General features: G+C 45.0%; 22 protein-coding genes. 12 read left to right on the top strand and 10 right to left on the bottom strand.

Going from position 1 to position 23,477, the window contains the following annotated elements; all coding sequences use genetic code 11:
• Positions 1-23: 23 nt before the first annotated feature.
• The 3 genes from FIU99_RS17755 to FIU99_RS17745 form a co-directional block, all read right to left on the bottom strand.
• On the bottom strand, positions 24-995 hold the full coding sequence (locus tag FIU99_RS17755) for a sensor domain-containing diguanylate cyclase (protein ID WP_006960892.1): 972 nt from the start codon (positions 993-995) through the stop codon (positions 24-26).
• A gap of 191 nt (positions 996-1,186) precedes the next feature.
• Positions 1,187-1,885 (bottom strand): ABC transporter substrate-binding protein, encoded by a 699-nt coding sequence (locus tag FIU99_RS17750; protein WP_006960893.1) that lies wholly within the window; start codon positions 1,883-1,885, stop codon positions 1,187-1,189.
• Between the two features lie 126 nt (positions 1,886-2,011).
• The gene (locus FIU99_RS17745; protein WP_006960894.1) at positions 2,012-3,541 is read right to left on the bottom strand and encodes a diguanylate cyclase; all 1,530 of its coding nucleotides are present in this window, start codon (positions 3,539-3,541) and stop codon (positions 2,012-2,014) included.
• A 246-nt stretch (positions 3,542-3,787) separates the two neighbouring features.
• Here FIU99_RS17745 and FIU99_RS17740 point away from each other — a divergent pair, with 246 nt between their 5' ends.
• The gene (locus FIU99_RS17740) at positions 3,788-5,350 is read left to right on the top strand and encodes a PAS domain-containing methyl-accepting chemotaxis protein (RefSeq protein ID WP_006960895.1); all 1,563 of its coding nucleotides are present in this window, start codon (positions 3,788-3,790) and stop codon (positions 5,348-5,350) included.
• Positions 5,351-5,605: 255 nt separating this feature from the next.
• Complete coding sequence (locus FIU99_RS17735; protein WP_006960897.1) at positions 5,606-6,799, top strand: diaminopropionate ammonia-lyase; 1,194 nt, start codon at positions 5,606-5,608, stop codon at positions 6,797-6,799.
• A gap of 58 nt (positions 6,800-6,857) precedes the next feature.
• Here FIU99_RS17735 and FIU99_RS17730 read toward each other — a convergent pair whose 3' ends face one another.
• Positions 6,858-7,349 carry an Lrp/AsnC family transcriptional regulator gene (locus FIU99_RS17730; protein ID WP_006960898.1) on the bottom strand — a complete coding sequence of 164 codons (492 nt, stop codon included), beginning with the start codon at positions 7,347-7,349 and terminating at the stop codon, positions 6,858-6,860.
• Between the two features lie 310 nt (positions 7,350-7,659).
• On the opposite strand from FIU99_RS17730, the gene FIU99_RS17725 reads away from it, so the two are divergent.
• The 6 genes from FIU99_RS17725 to FIU99_RS17700 all read left to right on the top strand — a co-directional run bounded on the left by FIU99_RS17725 (position 7,660) and on the right by FIU99_RS17700 (position 14,055).
• Positions 7,660-8,442: an aspartate/glutamate racemase family protein gene (locus FIU99_RS17725; protein ID WP_006960899.1), complete on the top strand. Its 783-nt coding sequence runs from the start codon at positions 7,660-7,662 to the stop codon at positions 8,440-8,442.
• Positions 8,443-8,480: 38 nt separating this feature from the next.
• The gene (locus FIU99_RS17720) at positions 8,481-9,677 is read left to right on the top strand and encodes a M20 aminoacylase family protein (RefSeq protein WP_006960900.1); all 1,197 of its coding nucleotides are present in this window, start codon (positions 8,481-8,483) and stop codon (positions 9,675-9,677) included.
• Between the two features lie 117 nt (positions 9,678-9,794).
• Positions 9,795-10,835, top strand: a complete 1,041-nt coding sequence (gene dctP / locus FIU99_RS17715; protein ID WP_006960901.1) for a TRAP transporter substrate-binding protein DctP — start codon at positions 9,795-9,797, stop codon at positions 10,833-10,835.
• A 117-nt stretch (positions 10,836-10,952) separates the two neighbouring features.
• Positions 10,953-11,495 (top strand): TRAP transporter small permease, encoded by a 543-nt coding sequence (locus tag FIU99_RS17710; RefSeq protein ID WP_006960902.1) that lies wholly within the window; start codon positions 10,953-10,955, stop codon positions 11,493-11,495.
• Positions 11,492-12,835 (top strand): TRAP transporter large permease, encoded by a 1,344-nt coding sequence (locus tag FIU99_RS17705; RefSeq protein WP_006960903.1) that lies wholly within the window; start codon positions 11,492-11,494, stop codon positions 12,833-12,835. Before FIU99_RS17710 ends, FIU99_RS17705 begins: the two co-directional genes overlap by 4 nt.
• A gap of 38 nt (positions 12,836-12,873) precedes the next feature.
• Positions 12,874-14,055, top strand: a complete 1,182-nt coding sequence (locus FIU99_RS17700) for a Xaa-Pro peptidase family protein (protein ID WP_006960904.1) — start codon at positions 12,874-12,876, stop codon at positions 14,053-14,055.
• Between the two features lie 34 nt (positions 14,056-14,089).
• On the opposite strand, the gene FIU99_RS17695 is transcribed toward FIU99_RS17700, so the two are convergent.
• A complete protein-coding gene (locus FIU99_RS17695) occupies positions 14,090-15,055 on the bottom strand; it encodes a hypothetical protein (protein WP_006960905.1) in 966 nt (321 codons plus the stop codon).
• A 151-nt stretch (positions 15,056-15,206) separates the two neighbouring features.
• Here FIU99_RS17695 and FIU99_RS17690 point away from each other — a divergent pair, with 151 nt between their 5' ends.
• On the top strand, positions 15,207-15,677 hold the full coding sequence (locus FIU99_RS17690) for an Lrp/AsnC family transcriptional regulator (protein ID WP_021455917.1): 471 nt from the start codon (positions 15,207-15,209) through the stop codon (positions 15,675-15,677).
• Between the two features lie 48 nt (positions 15,678-15,725).
• Here the strand turns inward: FIU99_RS17690 and tkt are convergent, their stop codons facing one another.
• Both tkt and tal read right to left on the bottom strand, forming a co-directional pair.
• Positions 15,726-17,717 (bottom strand): transketolase, encoded by a 1,992-nt coding sequence (gene tkt, locus FIU99_RS17685; RefSeq protein ID WP_006960907.1) that lies wholly within the window; start codon positions 17,715-17,717, stop codon positions 15,726-15,728.
• Positions 17,718-17,800: 83 nt separating this feature from the next.
• A complete protein-coding gene (gene tal / locus FIU99_RS17680) occupies positions 17,801-18,751 on the bottom strand; it encodes a transaldolase (RefSeq protein WP_006960908.1) in 951 nt (316 codons plus the stop codon).
• A 452-nt stretch (positions 18,752-19,203) separates the two neighbouring features.
• Between tal and FIU99_RS17675 the strand changes: the two genes are divergently transcribed.
• Positions 19,204-20,184, top strand: coding sequence for a sugar-binding transcriptional regulator (locus FIU99_RS17675; RefSeq protein ID WP_006960909.1), 981 nt, complete (start codon positions 19,204-19,206; stop codon positions 20,182-20,184).
• A gap of 50 nt (positions 20,185-20,234) precedes the next feature.
• Here FIU99_RS17675 and FIU99_RS17670 read toward each other — a convergent pair whose 3' ends face one another.
• Positions 20,235-21,134 carry a LysR family transcriptional regulator gene (locus tag FIU99_RS17670; protein WP_152472439.1) on the bottom strand — a complete coding sequence of 300 codons (900 nt, stop codon included), beginning with the start codon at positions 21,132-21,134 and terminating at the stop codon, positions 20,235-20,237.
• 117 nt (positions 21,135-21,251) lie between these two features.
• On the opposite strand from FIU99_RS17670, the gene FIU99_RS17665 reads away from it, so the two are divergent.
• Positions 21,252-21,542 carry an antibiotic biosynthesis monooxygenase family protein gene (locus tag FIU99_RS17665; protein ID WP_006960911.1) on the top strand — a complete coding sequence of 97 codons (291 nt, stop codon included), beginning with the start codon at positions 21,252-21,254 and terminating at the stop codon, positions 21,540-21,542.
• Entirely contained in the window at positions 21,542-21,961 is a 420-nt protein-coding gene (locus FIU99_RS17660) for a RidA family protein (RefSeq protein WP_038164812.1), read from the top strand. The genes FIU99_RS17665 and FIU99_RS17660 overlap by 1 nt, the downstream gene beginning before the upstream one ends.
• A gap of 63 nt (positions 21,962-22,024) precedes the next feature.
• Here FIU99_RS17660 and FIU99_RS17655 read toward each other — a convergent pair whose 3' ends face one another.
• Positions 22,025-22,852: a sulfurtransferase gene (locus tag FIU99_RS17655; protein ID WP_006960919.1), complete on the bottom strand. Its 828-nt coding sequence runs from the start codon at positions 22,850-22,852 to the stop codon at positions 22,025-22,027.
• 76 nt (positions 22,853-22,928) lie between these two features.
• Complete coding sequence (locus FIU99_RS17650) at positions 22,929-23,249, bottom strand: hypothetical protein (protein WP_039952088.1); 321 nt, start codon at positions 23,247-23,249, stop codon at positions 22,929-22,931.
• Positions 23,250-23,477 lie beyond the last annotated feature (228 nt).

Raw genomic sequence — 23,477 nt, 5'->3', positions numbered from 1 at the left:
GTTTTATGCATTAGGAGCAAAGATTAACGCTTCGTTTTATTGAGTGACTTGTTGTCATACATAGCGGCATCTGCTTTACAGAGAAAGTCTGTCAACTTGCTTGGATCTGTACCACTAGCCAATTCTACGCTACCGATAGAGTACTGAGGGATATGCTCCTGACATGAAGTTTTAAGGCTTTCATCCAGCCTTTCAACAAAGCGAGATTTATCCACCTCTTGTTCACTATCGAGTAAGACGACAAATTCATCACCACCCCAGCGGGCGACTAAGTCGCTCTTTCTGACGCTCTTGAGAAGGGCGGTAGCAAAATCTTTAAGTATTTGGTCTCCAACAGAGTGGCCCCATTGGTCGTTAATGGCTTTGAACCCGTCAATATCGAGATACATTAACATGCTCGAACGGTTGAATGAGTTTGAAAGGCTGATATGACGCTCAAAAGACTCCGTAAAGCCCCGGCGGTTTAGAGCTTTTGTTAGTTCATCAAAACGACTTTCTACTTTGAGTTGATTAGCTTTATACAGGTAGGCCAAATCACTGTTGATGGTGTCTCTAAGAAAACTAAGTACGGTCATGAGTTTATCGGAATAATCCGTTGGCCGTTGGTCCATCACGCACAATGTGCCAAAGCTATTCCCATCCGGCCACTGAATGGGGTATCCAAGATAGCTTGAAAATTGATCTTCTGTATACTCAGGGTTATCAGACCATTTTTCATCTTCACTGGCATCCGCTACATACATCATCTGGTTGCTCTGAACGACTTGATGACAGTAAACATTGGTATTTTTATCAGAATAAGCACCTGGACAATATTGCGAAGGGGCCTGCTCTGAAGCAACTAATACCTCAATGCCATTGGTTGTTGCCTGGGTAACAAATGCGGCGGGGGCGTCAAATAATAGGGCAATCATATCCACTAATTTCTGCCATCGCTCCCAGTCAACATCCTCAATTTTTCCGTAATAGCATGAGCCGTATTTATAACCAGACATTGAGTTTCAGACTCCTTACTTCAATTTTCTTCTTATCAACAAGAGATAGACTCCAAGCTTAGCTTTAATTATAGAAGTATTGATAGCTGCATGGGGTTAGGTGTTGATAAATTTGCAATTACCACGCTTACATTGTGAAACCACATCTTACCGATGGTCAATTTAGTTAGATGATCGAGCAGTAGGTTAGCTTACCTGAGAGATATTTCTGGATTAGGGCGGCTGGCGACGAGCTCTCTAACGGCTTGTTCCAATTGTGGCAGTAAATGTTTATTGGAAACGTGAATATAATGATAAAGAGGCTCATGCAATATCTCCTTGCTAACGGGTTTGATATTAGGGAACTGACCCTTCAAAATTTCATAAACCACCTTAGGAGCGAGCCATAGATCAGCGCGCCCTTTACTGACCATTAATGCCGCCTGTTCAGACTTTTCAACCAGGTAGAGCTGTTTGTAGTCTGAGATTTTCTCTGTAAACTTCATCCCCAATTGTGAAACGAGTACTTTTTCTGACACTTCACTGAGCTCTTCGTAAAATTGCCCTTCAAAGCCATACATAAAAATACTGACGTAATAGAGAGGAACATCGACTTTGAGCATGTTCTCATCTTTCGCAAGCCTTGATATTCGTAAATCTAGTCCTTGATAACGGCCTTGGCTAACCGCACGAATTGCTCTCGCATTAGGCAAATAAACAAAATCGACCTCAATACCGGATTTTTGGTATATAAACTCGAGATCTTCTCTCAAAGTAAAGCCAGCGAGCTTGTTTAATTCAGGGTTTTGATAAATTTCGCCTATAGCAATAACAGCAGGTTCGGCAACGGCCGACCGAATAGAATAGATGAACAAAACTAGCCAGAAGATTCTGGCAGTTTGGATGTGCATTATTGAGGCCACTCTCCACAGGACATATCACTTGGTATAGTCTATCTAAGGGAGATGGTAAACCTCGAGCGTATTGGTCTAGGTGTTTAGTGGAATATGGAAAACCACTTTTCCTATTGAGGAAACTTAATTGGCAAGAATGATTCGGTAGCCGTTTCTGCCATCTTGTTTGACCATATAAAGTGCTTGGTCCGCGAACTGGAACAAGCTTGTTAGATGTTCATATGAAGTAATGCGTTTTGATGTTGCTCCAGCACTCACTGTTATGAACGGATGAGTTGGTGAATATGCGTGTTCAAGTGCCATTTCGCTGATTGCTCCAACCAGCATTTGTAGGTAAGCATCTAAATTGAGCTCTATGTCGCTGGCGAGGATGACGCAAAACTCTTCCCCCCCGTAACGGCATACTAAGTGTTCATATGGCGATTCGACGTCACGCAATGCTTCAGCCACACGCCTCAAGGCTTGATCTCCAGCTACATGACCATAGTTATCGTTGTATTGTTTAAAGTGATCGACATCGACCAGAATGACACCTATATGGTTGTAACCCAGCTCCTCAATGAAATGACGGGCTGTTTCATATAGATGCCTACGATTGGCAATACCGGTAAGTGGGTCGACAATAGATTGCTTTTTGAGGATTTCGCGCTTTTCATCCAGTTCGGTGATTAAATTGTTGATGTCGCGGGCAAAGCTTTTCATTTCTTTTGAGATAAATGTTGCTTCATTTGGCAGTTTGTCACCGGATTTCTGAAACTGGCGCAAGGCTTTTTGAGCCTGCCCCAGTGGCTTGATCAGCTTGGACACTACAGACAAGTTAAGAGCAAACATTACCAGAGAAAAACAAGCCAGTACGCTTGCTTCTGAAAAAGTCAGGAAATCTGGCAGCTTTTCGTTGTGAGTAATTTCAATTGCAATGTTATCGCCATCAAGGAAATCATCACGGTAAATGACGGAGACATCAATCGGCAAAGCGCCATGTAGGGAGTCATGTTCACTGTATGGGTGGACGTTGATCTCTACACCTGTTGCAGCTTCAATTTCAGAGATAAAGTCTTTGCGAATTTTACGAATAAATACGATGTAACCGAAATCGCAGGATTTGCCGTCGCTCAAGCAAATTCTGGCGGATGCAACCATATAAGGCTCACTTTGATAAACCGCATATTTGATGTGTGAAGATACCTTAGCGCTCGAAGCATTGATCGATTGTTCAAGAAGTTTGTTCACGACAGCAGGGTCATTCAGCGCAATGAACTGTGCAGAGTGGACTTGGCCATCTTTATATAAAGCGCTCCATTTTACTTGTAGCTGCTTGTCAAAAATGATCATGCCGTCGACAAGCTTGGACTCGAATGCGTGTGGTCCAATACTGTCCCTGATGAACGCCTCCGTGGGGTGCTGAACGAATTTCGTCAGCGTTGTCCAAGCAGCGTAATCTTCTAAAGATGCTCTCAGTTCAAGCTCTTCCATTTTCAGGACAGTTTGTACGCGCTCTATTTCAAACTGTTGTCTCTTCTTAGACGCCTCAATCGCCAGCTCATGGCTCCATAACGCTTTAAATGAAAAGTAAAACATTAGAAACAGGAGAACGACAGAGAAAGAAACCAGAATGGTGAGCTGTTTGAGACTGAAGTGTTTTAACTTATACACTAATAACGGACTACCTGAACAATGAGTAACTGAGCAAAATTGCATCGCTATTGTAGAGATCATTTTCAACCGGAGCCAGCAATTAACGTGCTAGATCGTCGCCATATGGAGGAAGATCTTGTGTTTAAAGCAAAAAAAACCTCAAATAATCCAAAAGTGTTACATGGGACGACTTTAATATTTTGTCATAATTCAAATTATTGTTTATATTTCCGTGCCACATAATTACTACAAAAGTTTATCCACATGACTGCTAGCCAAATTTCGTCGGAACGTGAAACCCTACTAGATACCAACGAACAGTTAGTATCAACTACAGACTTAAAAGGTGTTATTACCTACAGTAACGATGCCTTTTGCCGTATTGCTGAATTCACTCAGGAAGAACTTCTGGGACAGAACCACAATATTGTTCGCCATAACGGAATGCCAAAGGCGGCATTTGCAGACATGTGGGCGAACCTGAAGCAAGGTAAAGCTTGGCGTGGAATTGTGAAAAACCGAACGAAGTCGGGCGGTTATTATTGGGTAGATGCGTATGTAACGCCGATTTATGAACGTGGAGAAATGACGGGCTATCAATCTGTTCGTGTTAAGCCAAAACGTGAATGGGTTACCGTTGCTGATGCAGCTTACAAATCGTTGCTTAAAGCTGAAAAATCTGGCCGGACCTGGTCACTACAGATCAGTGATTCACTTCGCTATGCGATTTTGCTTGGATCTTTGTCTGCGCCAGTGTTGGCTAACATGATGGATTTGGAAGGAGCGGCAAATTGGATCTCAAGTTTGTTACCACTGTCTGTCGTCGCACTTTTGTTCAGACAAGAATTGATTGATACACCAAAGCAGCTTAAGAAGCTGCAATCTAAGTACGACAGTGTCAGTCGCCTAATCTACTCTGGTAGTAGTAAGTTTTCTGTTGCTGATTTCCATATCAAGCTTCTTTCAGCGCGTATTCGTACAGTCTTGGGTCGTATGACGGATTCTGCTAAGCCGCTTCAAGATCTGTCTGATGGTCTAAGCGCAACGACCTTGCAGGTAACTCAAGCCCTTGAGCAGCAAACCAAAGATATTCGCCAAGTTCGTGAAGCTACCGAAGAAGTGGAAGCATCTGCTAACGAAGTGTCCACCAGTACGCATGAAGCGCATGAGTTGATTGATGTGACGCTCAAAACCTGTCTGCTTGCGAAAGATACCATCGATCAAACTCATGTGAATTTGGAGCAACTCAGCGTTCAGGCTGAGAAAGCGACTAATACCACTTACCAACTGAGTGAACAGGCGCAAAACGTCAGTCAGATGATGGAAGAAATCGGTGGGATCGCAGAACAAACCAACTTGCTTGCTTTAAACGCCGCGATTGAGGCTGCTCGTGCTGGCGAACAGGGCCGTGGTTTTGCTGTTGTTGCGGACGAGGTTCGTGCATTGTCGGGCAGAACGTCGAATGCAACAGTACAAATTAAAGACAGTATTGAAACCATGTTAACGACGATTGAAGGCTGGCAACGCGACATCATTGCTAACCGCGAACAAACAGACGCATGTGGTGAAGTGGCAGAAGAAAGCGCGAAACGTTTATCTGAAGTCGAAACCATGATGCAATCAATGAACGATTTGATGACTACGGTTGAAGATGCGGCAACTAAACAGCGCCAGCTTTCCGGCGATGTGAACCTGCACATTCAGTCAATTGCGTCAGCCGCTGAGCAAAACCTTGCGGCGACCCATTCCGTTAATCAGCACTCGCAAGAGTTACGCAATCAGGTCAACGAGTTTTATCAGTTAGCTCAGCGATTTGAAGAAAAATAACACTAGGCCCTGCAAACGCGGGGCCTTTTCCTTTCGCACCCTGATGTTATAAATTCAGCTGTTTTTCTCTTCAACTCGCGCTAACGCGTTAATCCCGCAAATCTCCGTCTCATAGCCGTTAATTTCCTCACCAATGTCATTCATAAAGCATAATGTCTGCGTGTTATGTCGATAGACTTTACCTATACCCATTCTGCACATACGTTTCATTAACGACATGTGTGATAAGCCAATGCATTGATAAGGATACTCTCTATGCCGTTATTGACAGGTACACTGACTCACTTTTCAAATCCGAAGTCCGACCCAACGTTGGAGTATTCGAATGCTCAGCGAGAAATTTTGAGCGTTGCAGCTTCAAAACAAGCGATTGCGGATATTTCACAGTGGCCAGGATATAAAGAAACGCCTCTTCACGCGTTTACAAGCATAGCGGCGAAGGTAGGAATCGCGCAGCTCTGGTATAAGGACGAATCTCAACGTTTTGGATTAAAGAGTTTTAAAGCCTTGGGCGGCGCTTATGCCGTGGCACGCCAGCTCCAAATAGAGATCTTCAATCGGTTCGGCAAAACTCCTTCAATCACCGAACTGCTCGATGGAAAATGGAAATCTGAAGTAGCCGAAATAGTTGTTAGCTGTGCAACAGACGGAAACCATGGGCGTTCAGTTGCTTGGGGCGCGCAGATGTTTGGCTGCGGTTGCGTCATCTATATCCACCGAGATGTATCCGAAGGGCGCAAAACTGCGATGGAAGCTTTTGGCGCCCAGGTCATTCGTATTTCGGGTAACTATGACGAGTCGGTAAGAACTGCAGATAGTGAAGCCAAAGCTCACAATCGTGTGATTGTGTCTGATACTTCCTATGAAGGCTATATGGATATTCCCAAAGATGTGGCACTTGGTTACACCGCAATGTTGGCTGAAATTGTCGAACAACTCGATGGCACAATTCCAAGTCACGTTTTCGTGCAAGGAGGAGTAGGTGGACTGGCTTCAGCCGTGTGTGGTTACTTCTGGGATCTGTGGGGAGAAAAGCGACCACGATTTGTGATTGTCGAGCCTGAACAAGCCAACTGCTTGCAGAAAAGTGCGAAAGCAGGAGAGCCCGTTGTCGTTGAAGGTGACCTTGATACACTCATGGCGGGACTAGCGTGTGGGGAAGTTTCTACGCTAGCTTGGGAAATACTAAAGAACGGTGCCGATGATTTTATGACGCTCAGCGAAGGAGCTGTTCCGCAAGCAATGAGACTGCTTGCTGGTGGATATCAATCCGATGCAGCGGTTGAAGCTGGGGAGTCTGCTGTTCCGGGTTTAGCTGCGGCCATTATCGCTTCTGAAGATGCGGATTTTTCGCAAGCTCTTGGGCTAAATAGTGAAAGCAGAGTATTGGTGATTGGTACAGAAGGAGCAACGGATCCTGATCTTTACCACCAAATCATAAACGAATAACAACAAAGAAAAGCTCAAGAGAAGTGTTCGGCGTGTAATGTTAGGTTACACGCCGTTTTTATTCGTTAGAAGTATCGATCGGAATTGTCATGCCAGTCTTGACGTTGTCCATCACGACATTGGTCTGGAAGCTTTTGATATTGGCATTATCGAAAAAGGCTTCACGAGTGAAATTGTCATAGCCTTCCATATCTGCCGCGGTCACGATCAAGATAAAATCGGAACTGCCCGTTACGTAGTAACACTGCTGAACAGAACGATTTGCCGTCATTTCTTTCTTGAAGTTATGCATTAGGTCGACACGCTCACGCTCCAAAGTAACCTGCACAACGAACGTCATTGCTTGTCCTACCGCCTTAGGGTTGATGATAGAAACATCGGCTTGGATGACACCCTGCTCACGCATTTTTTTAAGCCTACGTTGAACCGCTGCAGGGGAGAGGCCGACTTGCTCTGCAATGTTGTCTGATGTCACTCGGTTTGATTCCTGAACGATATTTAAAATCTTTCGGTCAAAGCTATCGACTGTAAGTTCTGCTTGTTGTGGCATCTCAGATCTTCCTGATTGTCATGTGTAATTGAATTGTTAAATAACTCTGTGTTCTGTGACCTACGTAAAGGTATTTTTCTATCGAATTGAACCATATCCAATGGAGAACAAAAAACTAATATAACTCAATAAAAATGCGGAATAACTGCACAATGATATGGCTTTTTGATGAAATTCATTAAAGTGCTCGGGGCATTATTGATCTTGTGAACAGAATGTAAAGTCATTATTGATTGGCTTGTAGGTAATGTAGATACAAGTTTTTAACAATGATAGCGCTTGATAATGATTCCCGAGAGAAAGGATTGTCATGAAATCTGAAACCATCGCTCCCCAATTTGAACTGGATCAGCTTGCGTCAGCCGGGCGTGTTGGGGTTATTACTCTGGCAACGGATTTCAATATTGAGCGAGATCTGAAACAGTTTTATCCGGTGGACGTCGAGTCGTTTACCGGGAGGGTTAGAAACTATAACCCTTTAACTATGGATAATTTGCGTAAAATGGAGCCGGGAATTAGCGCATGTGCCGATTCAATCCTTCCAGGGACTGACCTTGATGTGATCATTTATGCTTGCACATCGGGCACTATCGCTATCGGATCGGAGCGTATTACCGAGTTAGTTCATCAAACAAGGCCCGAAACACCCGTCACTAACCCTGTGACTTCGGCTTTAGCAGCATTTAAGAGTCTCAATGCTAAGCGTATTTCCATTCTTACTCCCTATACCGATTCGGTGAACAAGGAAGTGGCTGACTTTTTCTTATCTCAAGGTCTCGAAGTGATGAACATCGCTGGATTCGGCTTTGAAGACGACACCGCGATGAGTTTTATTTCACCTGAAGATATTCGCCGCGCTGCGAGTCAAGTGTGTGACCCTGACGCTGACTTACTGTTCATCTCCTGTACTGCTCTTAGAACAGGCAGCGTCATTGAGTGTATTGAAGAAGACCTGAACAAACCTGTGTTAACCAGCAATCAGGTTTTGGCTTGGCATTCGCTTAAGCTGATGCGTTATTCCCGACCTGTTAATGGTTATGGGGTGCTGCTTAAACAACACCTTATTAGCAGTTCCAACTCAGATATAGCCTAACGTAACCCCTAATTCATGTGATTTACGGAGTAAAAAGTATGTCATCAACTTTCTCGATTAATCCTGAACAGCTGTCAAACACGCTCATAGAAAGTATGACGGAGTGGCGTCAGCATCTACACCGCTTCCCAGAGTGCGGTTTTGAGGTTGATCTTACCGCCAACTTTATTGCTGAGAAATTGGAAGAGTTTGGTATCGAGGTGGTACGCCACATTGGCAAAACTGGTTTAGTTGGGATTCTTCATAGCGGTAAACATGGCAAAAGCATCGGCCTCCGCGCTGATATGGATGCGTTGCACATTCATGAACAAAACACCTTTGACCACTGCTCGCAACATGATGGAAAAATGCATGCGTGTGGCCATGATGGACATTCTGCAATGTTGCTAGGCGCCGCGTGTTATTTGGCAGAGAACAGAACGTTTGACGGAACCGTTTATTTTATTTTTCAACCAGATGAAGAACATGGATGCGGGGCTCAGGCCATGATCGATGATGGTCTTTTTGAACGATTTAATATCGATGAAGTGTATGGCATTCATAACTTTCCAGGACTCGCTGAAGGTGAGCTCATGGTTAAATCTGGTTCGCTGATGGCCAGTGAAAGTAGCTTTGAAATCACTATTAATGGAGTCGGTGGCCACGCGGCGCTGCCTCACCAAGGTGTCGATCCTCTTGTGATAGGTGCGCAGGTTGTTCTTGGGCTGCAGACGATCGTGTCCCGAAACCTCAGCGCCATCTATGACACAGCTGTGGTATCGGCGACTGAATTTATTACTGACGGCACGGTCAATGTGATCCCAACGCAAGTCACTATAAAAGGGGACTGCCGCTGTTTTACGGAAGAAACGCTCATACGTATTGAACAAAGCATGGAAAGGATCGTAGCTGGTATTTGCCAATCAGCGGGAGCAAGTTATCAGTTCGAGTTCATCAACACATTCTATCCAACCATTAATAGCGAAGCGCAGACTCAATATGCGGTAGAAGCGGCAAAACAAGTGTTAGGTGGTGAACACGTTAATGATGCTTGCGATCCACTGACTATCTCAGAGGACTTTTCTAGCATGCTTCGCGTTAAGCCGGGTTGTTATGTCTTGCTAGGCAACGGCGTAGATTCCGTTGGGGGATGCGCTTTACACAACCCGGAATACGATTTTAACGACCGGATATTGAAGCTTGGCGCAAGCTATTGGATTCAATTGGTTAATAACAGATTAGGCCTTGGCCAATAAAAAGGAACTGTATGGCTGATTTTGCAATGCGGTATCTGTAAACGAAGTCATCATTGCCGATCGTTAAACTGCACCAAGCGTTTAGCGTGACATTAGAACGGAAAAAGGAAAGACAGGATGAAACGATTAAGCGTAGCCTTGCTGAGTTTAGGGGTGGTTTTGAGTGCTCATGCCGAAACATGGAAGTTTGCTTCAGAAGAAGACAAAACTGACGTTCAGGATATTTATGCACAAAAATTTGCTGAAGTGATCAAAAAAGAGTCCGATGGTGATATTCGCGTTCGTATCTATTATTACGGCCAACTGGGTACCGAAAACGACATTGTTGAACTGGCAGCGAAAGGCACTATTCAGTTTGTATCTGTGGGGGCTGGCCATCTAGGTTCGTATGTACCTGAAGTTCAGGCGGTAAGCTTGCCGTACGTGCTTGGTACCGACGAGGAAGTGACGCACAAAGTACTGACTGAAAGCCCAACTATTTACAATGAGCTCGCGCCTAAATTCGAAAGTGTGAATCTTAAGCTACTTTCCATGATGTCTGAAGGCGAGATGGTGTGGGGAGGTAACAAGCCAATCCGTACACCAGAAGATTTCGCTGATCAAAAAATCCGCACCTTTACCTCAACAATCCCAGTGGAAACCTACAAAGCCTTTGGCGCGACACCGACACCTCTGTCTTGGGGAGAGGTGTATGGTTCTCTGCAACTGAAAACAATCGACAGCATGGTTAACCCTATCTACTTCATCTACAACGCGAAATGGCATGAAGTACAGGACTACTTAATGTTCCCAGGTCAGCAACCTTACGTCAGTACCGTTTCAACAAACAGCAAGTGGTACAACGGACTCTCTAAAGAGAAACAAGCGATGGTTAATAAGGCAATCAAAGCGGCGGATAAGGCAGCTTATGATTACCAAATCAAAATCAACAAAGAGAATATGGAGAAGATTCTTAAAGAGCGACCAAACATGCAAGTGGTTGTGCTTAATGACCAAGAACGCGAGCGCTTCAAGGTACTCAGTGAACAATTACACGACACCTATTTTGATGTGGTCGCTAATGCCTATCCAGCCGACCAGCAAAGTGAAGCGCGTGCAAGTGCCAAAGTCATCCTTGAGAACATTTTGGATGAAGTCAAAGTGGCGTCATCGCAGTAGAAGCGGTATCTCGAATGGAAACCAGCTATCCGTTGCAAGGAGTGACGGATAGCACCTTTCCAGTCAGACAAGGTCTGTGTGGAAAGTTGCTGACTGAAGTATGGAGTTCAGCGTGTTATGAAAGACCTTTTACTTAAGATAAGTGTGGTGACTGAAAAGCTGGAACGCTTTTTAATTATGACAGCCATCCTCGTGATGATGGCGAATTCGACAGCAAACGCCATTGGGCGGTATGCGTTCAACAAGAGTTTATTCTTTTCTGAAGAACTGAATCAATTCCTCATCGTGATCGTCACTTTTGTCGGCTTCGCTTACGCGGTTCGACAGGGACGTAACATACGAATGACGGCTGTTTACGACTCACTCAGTTTCCGCTCACAGAAAATCCTGACGACTATTATTGCACTTCTTACGTCGGCACTTATGTTTTATCTTGCCTACCATTCGTTGCTCTATGTTGAAGAGCTCAAATCCATTAACCGCTTGAGTCCGGCACTACAGTTTCCCGTTTATTGGGTCTACGCCATCATCCCGATTGGATTTTCCATCGCTGGGCTTCAATACAGTATGAGTTTCGTTATGAATCTTTTGCACAAAGAGATTTACGTGTCTTTCGATGTGACTGAAAACAAAAACAATGAAGTAGGTGAGTTGTCATGAATGAGATTGCTCAGTTTCTATCGGATGTGATTGCAGGTGAGCTCGATATATACGTGATCACATTTACTTTAGTGACCGTTATGGTGGTGCTGTTGTTTTTGAGCTTCCCGATGATAGTGCCTTTGGCGGTTGGTGCTCTTATTGGCTTGATTCATTTTTCTCAAGTTGAGCCAGGAGTGCTCATACAGCAAATGGTGACCGGAATATCACCAAACGCGCTAATTGCGGTACCAATGTTCATACTTGCTGCGGATATCATGACACGCGGTCACACGGCTTATAACTTACTGGGCCTTATTCAGGCGTTTGTTGGTCATTTACGTGGCGGCTTGCCCATTACTACGTGCATCAGTTGTACCTTATTTGGTTCAGTTTCAGGTTCGACTCAGGCAACGGTGGTATCGGTAGGGCAGATTATGCGACCGAAGTTACTCCAAGCGGGGTACAAAGATAGCTTTGTTATGGCGCTCATCATCAACGCCAGTGACATTGCTTTTCTGATTCCACCCAGTATCGGTTTGATTCTTTACGGTACGTTGGCGAATGCCAGTGTTGGAGAATTGTTTATCGCGGGTATCGGCCCGGGGCTTGTGCTGGCAGGCTTGTTCTCACTGTATAGCTATGCCTACAGTGTGAAGCATAGTGATAGTCTAACGTTGGTTGATAAAGCAAATGCCGCAGAACGTATTGAGGCGGTTAAGAAGGCAATTCTGCCTTTGGGGTTCCCAGCTTTAATTATCGGTGGTATTTACTCTGGTATTGTTACTCCGACCGAAGCGGCTTCGTTCGCTGTTTTATATGCGATCATCGTTGAATGTGTCTTTTACCGTAAGCTCGGCGTCAAAGACATTTGTGACGCTGCGTTAAATACCGGTTTGATCACCGCGGTAGTTTTTGTACTGGTTGGTGTTGGTCAGGCATTTTCGTGGTACATCTCGTTTGAACAAATCCCTCAAGAGTTATTGGCTCCGCTTGATCTGGGGAGTGCTTCTCCAGAATACATTTTGTTTGTTATCGCGCTGACGTTTTTCATTGGTTGCATGTTTGTCGATTCGTTAGTCGTGCTGCTGATTTTAACGCCTATCTTTATGCCTATTGTTGATGCCGCTGGAATTGACCCGATTCTTGTTGGTGTGATGGTGACGTTGCAAATGGCAATTGGATCGGCAACACCACCTTTTGGCTGCGATATATTCACTGCGATTGCTATCTTTGAGCGGCCTTATATGGAAGTGATTCGCGGCACTCTGCCTTTCTTCATTATTTTGATTTTTATGTCTGCACTGCTGATCTTTTTTCCCGGCATTGCATTGCTGCCGAGAGATTTACTGTTCAGCTAATCCATTTGCATGGTACAGACAAACTAAGGATAGAACGTATGAATACGACTCAACTAGTCGCCCCGAATCGAGGTTTTGAGACCGTTGAATTTGAGCACCGTACGGTGGAATTACAAAAACGGATGCGAGCTCAGAATATTGGAGCTGCATTTTTTACCACAGAACCTGAATTCCGTTATTTTAGCGGCTTTAAATCGCAGTTTTGGGAAAGCCCAACTCGACCTTGGTTCTTGGTAGTACCTGCGGTTGGTAAGCCGATTGCTGTTGTGCCCGAAATTGGTGTCGCTGGGTTCGAGAGTACTTGGATTGAAGATGTTCGCAGTTGGCCATCGCCAAGGCCAGAAGATGATGGTGTTTCGCTGTTGGCTTCGACATTAAAGGAGGTCAGTAAAGGCATTCACAAAATTGGCAGCATGGTTGGCCCAGAAACCCATCTACGTATGCCAGCAAATAACTATGCACTATTGCAACATTCCCTAAGCCAGTACCAATTCGTCGATATGTCTTTGATCGTTCGCGATCTTCGCAGCATCAAATCAAAAGCTGAGATAGAAAAGATTCGCTTCGCCTGTCAGGTGACAGTGCAGGGGTTTGAATTTTTACGCAGCCACTTATCGATTGGAATGACCGAACGAGAAGCGTGTAAGGCGATGCACCTTGAGATGTTACGTCTTGGCGCTGATGCTTGTCCGTATTTGATTTCAGCGTCAGGAAAGGGTGGTTATGACAACATCATTATGGGCCCTACAGATCGTGTTTTAGAACAAGGCGATGTATTGATCATTGATACAGGAGCCAACTTCGACGGCTATTTTAGTGACTTCGACAGAAACTATGCCTTTGGTTTTGCTCAGCCAGACACCGTCTCGGCTTATGAGGCAGTTTATCAGTCTACGGAAGCGGGTCTGATGAAAGCAGGGCCGGGCATTACAACGGGCGAAGTATGGCAAGCTATGTGGTCCGTGCTGGAAAGCAACGGCGCTCTTGGCAATGATGTAGGAAGGATGGGGCATGGGTTAGGGATGCAGCTTACTGAATGGCCATCCAATGTACCCGGGGGGGATGTTGTACTCAAACCAGGTATGATTTTGACCCTAGAGCCGGGTATGGCATTTGCCAAAAATAGAATGATGGTGCACGAAGAGAACATCGTTATTACTGAAAACGGCTGTGAAATGCTGCATGAGAGAACATGGAAGACGCTTCCGGTGATTAGCTGATAATAAAAGCCCAATCACTTGGGCTTTGAGTTGATCATTGCTGCTGAACGCTTTTATACAAATATCTCTGACAGGTGGGCTCGCTTATGCGTTTAAGGATCTGTGACATAACAGCGATGACGACAAAAGCAAATACCAGCCTTCCCCAAAATATCGTCACGAAGTCGGCACCAATCAACAATACGAGAATGGTGTCTTCAATCATGCTGTGAGCTAAGTTAAGCAGCATGACGGCGGTAAACACATCTCGTGCTGGTATGTGGCCTCGTTTGGCTTCGTTGATCAGCAGGCCGCCACCGAAAGAAATACCTAACGTAATACCGACGATGGTTAGGTTAGTCGCCTCTCTGCTGATACCTAGCACAGAAAGAACAGGCTTGAGTGCCATCGCCATTAACTTTTCCACACCTAGCAGCTTTAGCATCTTTAACGTAATTAGTAAGACTGCAATGATGACAAGTATCGCTATCAAGTTTTCGACTTGCGACCACGCCCATTGAAGATAAGTTTGCTCTGGAGGTATTTCCGGATTCCAAACGATCTGGGCAGGCGTATTCAGCAAATCGCCGAACTGATAAATCTGGTGGAGAAGCCACGCAAACACGAGTCCACCCCCAACTCTGACTAATGTCGTCATGGCAATACTCACACCAGCACGCTTCGCAATAGCTGCTTCAATCGGGATAGAGTGTGCGATGAGCATTAATGAACCCAGAATTGATACCTGAGCAACGGTGAGTTCACTGTTGGTGCTCATAAAGATCAATAATCCCGCGTACATATTAGTAAGCAGAGTTGTCGCCCAAACTAAGCCCATTTCATCGGGTAAACCAACAAAATTCATCAAAGGACTCAGCCATTCGCTCAGTAACGCAACGCCTCCTAGCTCTTCAACAACTTTAATGACGATGATGATAGGAATCATCACTTTATACAGAGTCCAGGTGACATCGATTATTTCTTTAAAAAGATCATTAAAGAAACTTTGTAACTTTTCCATGTTGAATTCCACACTTAATGATTCGATAGCAAAAATATTAATAAAAGCATGAGAAATATGGATGTATGATTTACATGCTTCCTGCGCTTGATATTTCTTTATTGAATTAATGTTGTGTTAAAGTTTCTTAAAAGAGTGCTCTGGAGAAATTATGGAAATTGATCGCTTAGACAGGAAGATTTTGTCGATACTGCAAAAGAATAATCGTATTCCGAATGTAGAGTTGGCGGAAGAAGTGGGGTTGTCGCCGCCAGCTTGTTTGAAGAGGGTAAAACGGCTTAGGGAAGACAACGTGATAACGGGTGATGTCTCAATCATTAATCCCGAACTGGCCGGTAATAAGATGAACTTGATTGTTTCAGTCGAAATGGAGCGGGATAGACCTGATATATACAGCGTGTTTCGCCAATCGATAACAAAAGCCCCAGAAGTCACTCAATGTTATCAGATCACGGGAGGCTACGATTTCATGCTGGTGGTGAGCGTTCCAGATATCAAAGCATATGAAAAATTTATTGAGCGCGTATTGCATCAGGATAAGAACATTCGCAAATTTCAGACTTCGGTCTCTACTCGCACAGTAAAGTTCAGTACTGAAGTGAATGTAGAAGAGATTCAATAAAAAACGCCCCGCTAGTGTAGCGGGGTGTTTTCTATCAAGGTTCAGTGATTAAGCTAAAAGCTCTTTCGCTGTGTTCACAACGTTTTCAGTTGTGAAACCAAACATCTTGAATAGCTCACCTGCTGGTGCAGATTCACCGAAGGTGGTCATACCGATGATACGGCCGTCGAAACCAACGTACTTGTACCAGAAGTCAGCAATACCCGCTTCTACCGCGATACGTGCCGTCACGTCAGATGGTAGAACCGCTTCACGGTAGGCTGCATCTTGCTTGTCGAATGCGTCCGTTGATGGCATTGAAACAACACGTACTTGCTTGCCTTCAGCTGTCAGTTCAGCCGCAGCGTTTACTGCTAGCTCAACTTCAGAGCCCGTTGCGATAAGGATAAGCTCTGGCTTACCTGAGCAATCTTTCAGGATGTAACCACCCTTAGCAATGTTCGCTACTTGCTCAGCGTCACGCTCTTGCTGCGCAAGGTTCTGACGAGAGAAGATAAGTGAAGTCGGTGCATCTTTACGTTCGATAGCCAGTTTCCAAGCCACTGCTGATTCCACTTGGTCACATGGGCGCCATGTGCTCATGTTTGGCGTTAGACGTAGAGAAGCCATTTGCTCAACCGGTTGGTGAGTTGGACCATCTTCGCCAAGACCGATAGAGTCGTGCGTGTAAACCTGGATGTTCTGAACTTTCATCAGAGCCGCCATACGCATTGCGTTACGTGCGTATTCCATGAACATTAGGAAGGTTGCGCCGTATGGTACGAAACCACCGTGCAGAGCAATACCGTTCATGATAGCCGTCATACCGAACTCACGTACACCGTAGTGGATGTAGTTGCCCGACGCATCTTCAGCCGATACTGACTTAGAACCAGACCACATAGTTAGGTTAGAAGGGGCAAGGTCAGCAGAGCCGCCTAGGAATTCAGGTAGCATTTGACCAAACGCTTCTAGTGCGTTTTGAGACGCTTTACGTGATGCGATGTTTGCAGGGTTTGCTTGAAGGTCAGCAATGATTTGTGTTGCTTTCTCTTCCCACTCAGCTGGCAATTCACCGTTTAGACGACGTTTAAGCTCTGCGGCTTCTGCAGGGTAAGCTGCCACGTATGCGTCAAACTTCGCATTCCACGCTGCTTCTTTCGCTGCGCCCGCTTCTTTTGCATCCCACTCAGCGTAAACGTCAGCTGGGATTTCAAAAGGACCGTGTTCCCAACCTAGCGCTTTACGAGTTGCTGCAATTTCGTCAGCGCCTAGTGGAGCACCGTGACAGTCGTGTGAGCCAGATTTGTTTGGAGAACCAAAACCGATGATGGTCTTAGTACAGATTAGCGTAGGGCGTGGGTCCGCTTTCGCAGCGATAATCGCTGCGTTGATCGCTTCTGGATCGTGACCGTCTACTGCTGGAATTACGTGCCAGCCGTACGCTTCGAAACGCTTAGGTGTATCGTCAGAGAACCAACCTTCTACTTCACCATCAATAGAGATACCGTTGTCATCCCAGAAAGCGATTAGTTTACCAAGGCCTAGCGTACCTGCTAGAGAACACGCTTCGTGAGAGATACCTTCCATCAGACAGCCGTCACCCATGAATGCATAAGTGAAGTGGTCAACGATGTCGTGGCCTTCTTTGTTGAATTGTGCTGCTAGAGTTTTCTCAGCCAGCGCCATACCTACCGCGTTAGTGATACCTTGACCTAGTGGGCCAGTCGTCGTTTCGATACCCGGTGCGTAACCGTACTCTGGGTGACCTGGAGTCTTAGAGTGCAGCTGACGGAAGTTTTTCAGGTCATCAATAGACAGCTCGTAACCCGCAAGGTGAAGCAGAGAGTAAATCAGCATAGAGCCGTGGCCGTTTGATAGGACGAAACGGTCGCGGTCAGCCCATTCTGGGTTTGCTGGGTTGTGGTTTAGGTGAGAGCGCCAAAGAACTTCAGCGATGTCAGCCATACCCATAGGTGCGCCTGGGTGACCAGAGTTGGCTTGTTGTACGCCGTCCATGCTAAGAGCACGGATAGCATTAGCTAAATGTTTACGATCCATAATAAATACCGAATATTATTAAATTCAAGAAAGGAAAATTAAGAGGGGAACGCAAACGTTCCCCTTATTAAAATAATTTGAGATTAAAGCTTAGCTTCAATCATCGCTTCAAGTTTGCCTTGGTCAACAGCGAAGTTGCGGATACCTTCAGCCAGTTTCTCAACTGCCATTGCATCTTGGTTGTGATCCCATAGGAACTCAGCGTGAGTCATCGCTGATGGACGCTCTGCTGTACCTTTAGAGTCAACTAGCTTCTCTACTACTTCACCTTCCGCTGCTTCTAGTTCAGCAAGAAGAGCAGGAGCGATAGTTAGACGGTCACAGCCAGCAAGTTCTAGGATCTCGCCGATGTTACGGAAGCTTGCACCCATAACCACTGTGTTGTAGCCGTATTCTTTGTAGTAGTTGTAGATCTTAGTTACTGATAGTACGCCTGGATCTTCTGAAGCTTCGAAGTCACGGCCTTCTTTCGCTTTGTACCAGTCCATGATACGACCAACGAATGGAGAAATTAGGAACACGCCAGCTTCAGCACAAGCACGAGCCTGAGCAAATGAGAAAAGAAGCGTTAGATTACAGTTGATGCCTTCTTTTTCTAGGATCTCAGCTGCGCGGATACCTTCCCAAGTAGAAGCAAGCTTGATTAGGATGCGGTCGTTAGTGATGCCTGCATCGTTGTACATTTTCACAAGTTGGCGAGCTTTCGCTACGCTGCCTTCCATATCGTAAGAAAGACGAGCGTCAACTTCTGTAGAAATACGACCTGGGATAGTCTTTAGGATTTCTTTACCGATGTTTACAGCAAGCATGTCGCAAGTGTCTTGTACTTGCTGAGCTTTGTCGCTGCTTTGAGATTTTGCGTATTCGATAGAAGCGTCGATAAGTGGCGCATATTCTTCGATTTGAGCGGCTTTAAGAATCAGAGAAGGGTTAGTAGTTGCGTCTTCTGGCTGGTATTTTTTAATCGCATCGATTTCACCAGTGTCCGCTACGACTGTCGTTAGTTTACGAAGTTGCTCTAATTTGTTGCTCATTTCGATCATCCTATTTAATGGGCGTTCACATCAAAACAGTTAATGTGAGTGGTGCAATTGCAAGCGAGTTAGCTAATCGTTTTTAACCCTTTCCGAGTTCATTAAATCAACTAACCGGAATAAATTTCAGCGAGAGATCATTTGTTGTGAACATTTGCTCTCTCGATGAGTAAATGATGGGTTCATATTTATCTCATCCACACAGAATGTCAATCGCTAATTAAAGGTTATGGTGATGTTCATCAAGTATTTTTCCAATTGCCTCCGCAGGCAATTTGAATTAATCGTTTGCCAAGGCATGACAAGGGTTGAGGAGAATATGAAGAGCATAATAAATAGCCTGAGAATTTGTCATGGCGATGAGCAAATGTTGCAAATGTCTATAGCGATGACATATGCTACAACACTGAGCACATGTCATAGGTACTTTCCCCTTTAGGAGTCCAAGAAAAATGAGCAAGTCACAACAAGATATGTCTGATGACAGCGCTGATCTACTTACCGAAATCTCCGTTGCCTACTATCAGGACGGGGCAACCCAGGAAGAAATATCCAAGAAGTTTTCTGTGTCGCGAGCGAAAGTAGGGCGAATGCTAAAGCAGGCCCGTGATGAAGGGATCGTAGAGATTACCGTTAAATATCACCCCGTATTCAGTGCCAAGATTGAGCAAAGGCTAATTGAAAGGTTTGGTGTTAAGCGTGCTTTGGTTGCGCTTGATCAGCCGAGCGAAGAACAGCAACGTTTGCAAGTGGCAGGTTTAGTATCCAAATACATGGCCAGCTCTATTCAAAATGGATCAGTTGTGACTGTCGGTCAGGGAAGGAATGTCTCAGCGGTTGCCCATCATATAGGCGTTATCCCTCAACGAGATGTGAAGTTTGTGTGTGGCATCGGCGGTATTCACCCTAGAGGAGGTATGTTTAACGCTGACCATATCTGCCGACAATTTGCGAAAAGCTATGGTGGTACATCAGAAACGCTTTACGCCCCTGCATACGCAGAAAACCCAGAACAGAAACACGCATTTATGCAGAATGCGACAGTAAAGCAAACTCTGGATCTCGCTCGTAAGGCAGATGTCGCCTTGGTCGGTATTGGCGATATGAGTGAGAACAGTTATATGGTCGACTTGGGATGGTTCACCGCAGATGAAGTGGTTCAATCACGAATGCTTCAAGGGGTCGTGGGGGACTTTGCCGGCTATGATTTCTTCGATATTCAGGGGCAGTCTGCCAAAACAGTGATGAGTGATCGTGTTATAGGTTTAAGCATTGAAGAGTTTCGACCCATTTCAGAGGTCATCGCGATTGCGGCGGAAAACAGTAAGCCATTGGCGATGCTCGGGGCGCTTAGAACAGGAGTGATTGATGTTATTGCCACCAGCGTAAGTAACGCACTCACTGTGCTTAACTTAGATGAACAAATGAAATAACCCCGAGAGATTGCTCGCTAAAAAGCACGAGTCATGTCCTCTTGCTTCTCTTATAGTTTGTCCTTTGCTTTCTCTTTTACAAAATCGATAAAAGCCCGAATTCTGGCGGGCATCTGTAAGCCGTAGTTGTGCACCGCCCAGACTGATGCCTTAAGACTCATTCCATCCGCTGTTATTCGAATCAACCTGCCTTCCTTCAAGTCATCTTCAACGGCGAGAATAGGTAAGCACGCAATTCCTAAGCCTGAGAGTGTCATCATACGGATTGTGGGTACGCTATCTCCAAGACGAGTGGAGTGGAATCGATAAGTGATTCTTTGCTTCCCCACGGAGAATTTGCGTTCAACGTTTATACCCTCCCACTGATTAGCAATATAGTCGTAGTCGATGAGCTCGGTCGAGGTCACTGGAAGGGTAATATTGTTCTTCGTGAGATATTCAGGAGAGCTGCACAGCACTTGCTCTAGTTCGCCTATCTTGGTGGCTCGTGAACTGGAGTCGGGTAACTCACCCACTGTTATTGAAAGGTCGATGTATTTATCAATCAAGTTGAGCCGCATATCATTGGCCAATAATCGTGGCTCAATACCAGAATGGTTCTTTACAAACTCACACATCGAAGGCCCAATCAAATGAGTCATCAGCGTATGAGGTGAGGTGACAGTCACTGTGCCTGCAAGTCCGGTATTGGAATCACGCACTTCTTCTTCCGCCAAGGACATCAACTTTTTCATTTCAAGGCAACGTTGATAGTAACGTTGCCCCGCTTCAGTAAGAGACTGACGACGCGTTGTTCTGGTTAACAGTTTTACGCCGAGGTGTTGCTCTAAACCTTGAAGGTGATGGCTTAGAACAGACTTAGACACGTCCAGCTTATCGGCGGCTTTGGTTATCGACCCAGATTCAACAATTTGGGCGAATACCTGCATGCGGTGTAGGTCTGATTTCATAAAATTTTATTGTTCTATATAATCTAACTATTTGTGAAACTGTACCTTATTTATCACGAATTATAAACAATTAAACTCTCTCACGAACTCAAAAAACGAGACCAAAGGAGAGGAAAAATGAGCATTCTGGTTCAATTTAAACTAAGCCACTCATCGGAAAATACTCAGGTAATCAAAGACTTTTTTACTGAAATTTTGCCAGATACAAGGACTTTTGAAGGGAATATCTCTGCCCATCTGTTTGAGAAAGTACAAGGGCAGCACGAGTTAGTGTTACTGGAAGAGTGGCAAACTCCTCAGCATTTCGATAAGTACATCGCGTGGCGCAAAGAAATAGGGGACTTTGATCAGCTTGGTACGATGTTATCGGAAGCGCCTAAAATTGTGATGTTATCTAAGGAAGTCTAATGAATATTATCTGGAGCCCTGCAACGGTTCCACCGCCAGCGGCTAACTACCACCAATGTGCGATGATTCCATCAGGTTCGACACGACTTCATATTGCAGGGCAATTGGGTATCAATGAGCTTAGCGAAGTACCGGAGAGTGCTGAGGATCAGATTGTACTGGCTTGGCAAAATGTACGTGGAGTGTTGCAAGCCAATAGAATGGACATACAGGACCTGATTAGCGTTCGGATTTACATGGTAAATCGTGAAGATCTTGAAGGTTATCAGAGAGCTAAGGAGCGCATTCCATTTGATGTTGGCGCTTTACCTACGACGTTTTTATTCGTAAATGGCCTGTTTGACAAAAATTGGAAAGTAGAGATAGAAGCTGAAGCGGCCAAACGCTTTCAAGGCAGCGACATACTGAGGCATTTTTGATTATATGTTCAGTAGAAAAAAGAAAAGGCAGCCGTTATTGGCTGCCTTTGTGGGAAACAACCTTTAGCTGATGGGTAAACTGTCGTCTGCGCCCCATTCGGTCCAAGAACCGTCATACACTGACAAGTTTTGATATCCGGAAAGTTGTGCAGCGAGAAGAACAATAGCCGCCGTCACCCCTGAACCACAGCTGAAAATGTGTTGAGATTTATTGCTATCCATTGAGCTTTCCAAAATCGACTTTAGATCGCTAGCAGGTTTGAGCTTGTGACCTTCCATCAATTCAGCGAATGGCTGGCATACTGAATTTGGAATGTGGCCAGCTCGCACGCCTGGTCTTGGCTCGGCGACTTCTGCATTGAAACGAGCATGAGAGCGTGCATCAACGGTTTGATTAGACGCATTCTCGATTTGGTTAAGTACGTATTGCGCATCAACAAAGAAAGAAGGGTCGAGTTTGCCGTTAAAGTTACCTTCAGTATCGGCCTTTTTGTAAGAAGTGACAGTGTCATATCCAGCTAGCTTCCACTCGGTCAGGCCACCATTCAAGATATAGACCTCTTTATGTCCCATTGCTCTTAGCATCCACCATGCACGCGGAGAGGCAAAAGTTCCGCTGTTGTCGTAGACCACAATAATGGAATCTTGATTGAGTCCAATGCTTTTTGCTAGCTGGTTGAAGCGTTCTTCTGAAGGCATCATATGAGGAAGCGAAGCGTCAGGATCGCAAAATACAGAGTCGTAATCAAAGCGAATAGTATTTGGAATTAAGTTCTCATTGTCTTTTTCCGGCTCTGATGGGATCTGAAATTCAATGCTTGTATCTAGTACAACCAACTTTCCCGTTTGTTGTAGTTCAGTGAGCTCTTTTGGAGTGATCAACGGTGACATAATACTTCCTTATATAAGTTTATGAATTTTATGCAACTAATTTACAACAGGGCTGTAGAGGTCACAACAGAGACAGTTAATGTTTATTTGTATAGGTGTTGCACTGTATATAGCGATAGCTGATAGCGTCAGAAAAGAGTGAGGATTTCTTGTCAAGTTCCACGATGGAATTGGCAGGGCATTCAGTTTGAGGCGGGATGCTAATCATAGTTTGGTCACCATCGCTAAATTCAATATTCAGAAAGCGTCTGTTTCCATCAAGTGACTGGGTGAGAGTTTGAGTTAAGACGAGCGCTTGAACTCTAGTGGTTTGCTTTGGCTTGTTGAGCGCTATCAGTCCAAGCAGGACCAGTGATAAGAGGAGCAGGGCGGCCAGAAATATTTTGGGGTTGTTCATGGGGTCTGTTGACCTTTTGCGGTTAAATTTTGTTCGAGATAAAAGCGTTTTAGTCGCGGCGAGAGGTTTGTCGCCTAGTGACCTAAGCAAAACACCTCTCAACAAAGAGTAAAACGCTTTTAGCCGAACCCTCTGGGCAGCGTTTGTGGTTCCTTTCTACTGCGTTATCGGCTTATCAGGTAGGGCAACTACATTTCAAACCCTCTGCCTTGTATAAAGAACCCACAA

The sequence above is a fragment of the Vibrio sp. THAF64 genome (genome assembly GCF_009363455.1).
Classification (GTDB): Bacteria; Pseudomonadota; Gammaproteobacteria; order Enterobacterales; family Vibrionaceae; genus Vibrio; species Vibrio coralliilyticus.
Note: the sequence above shows the minus strand (reverse complement) of the source record. Positions and strands in the feature narration are given on the sequence as shown.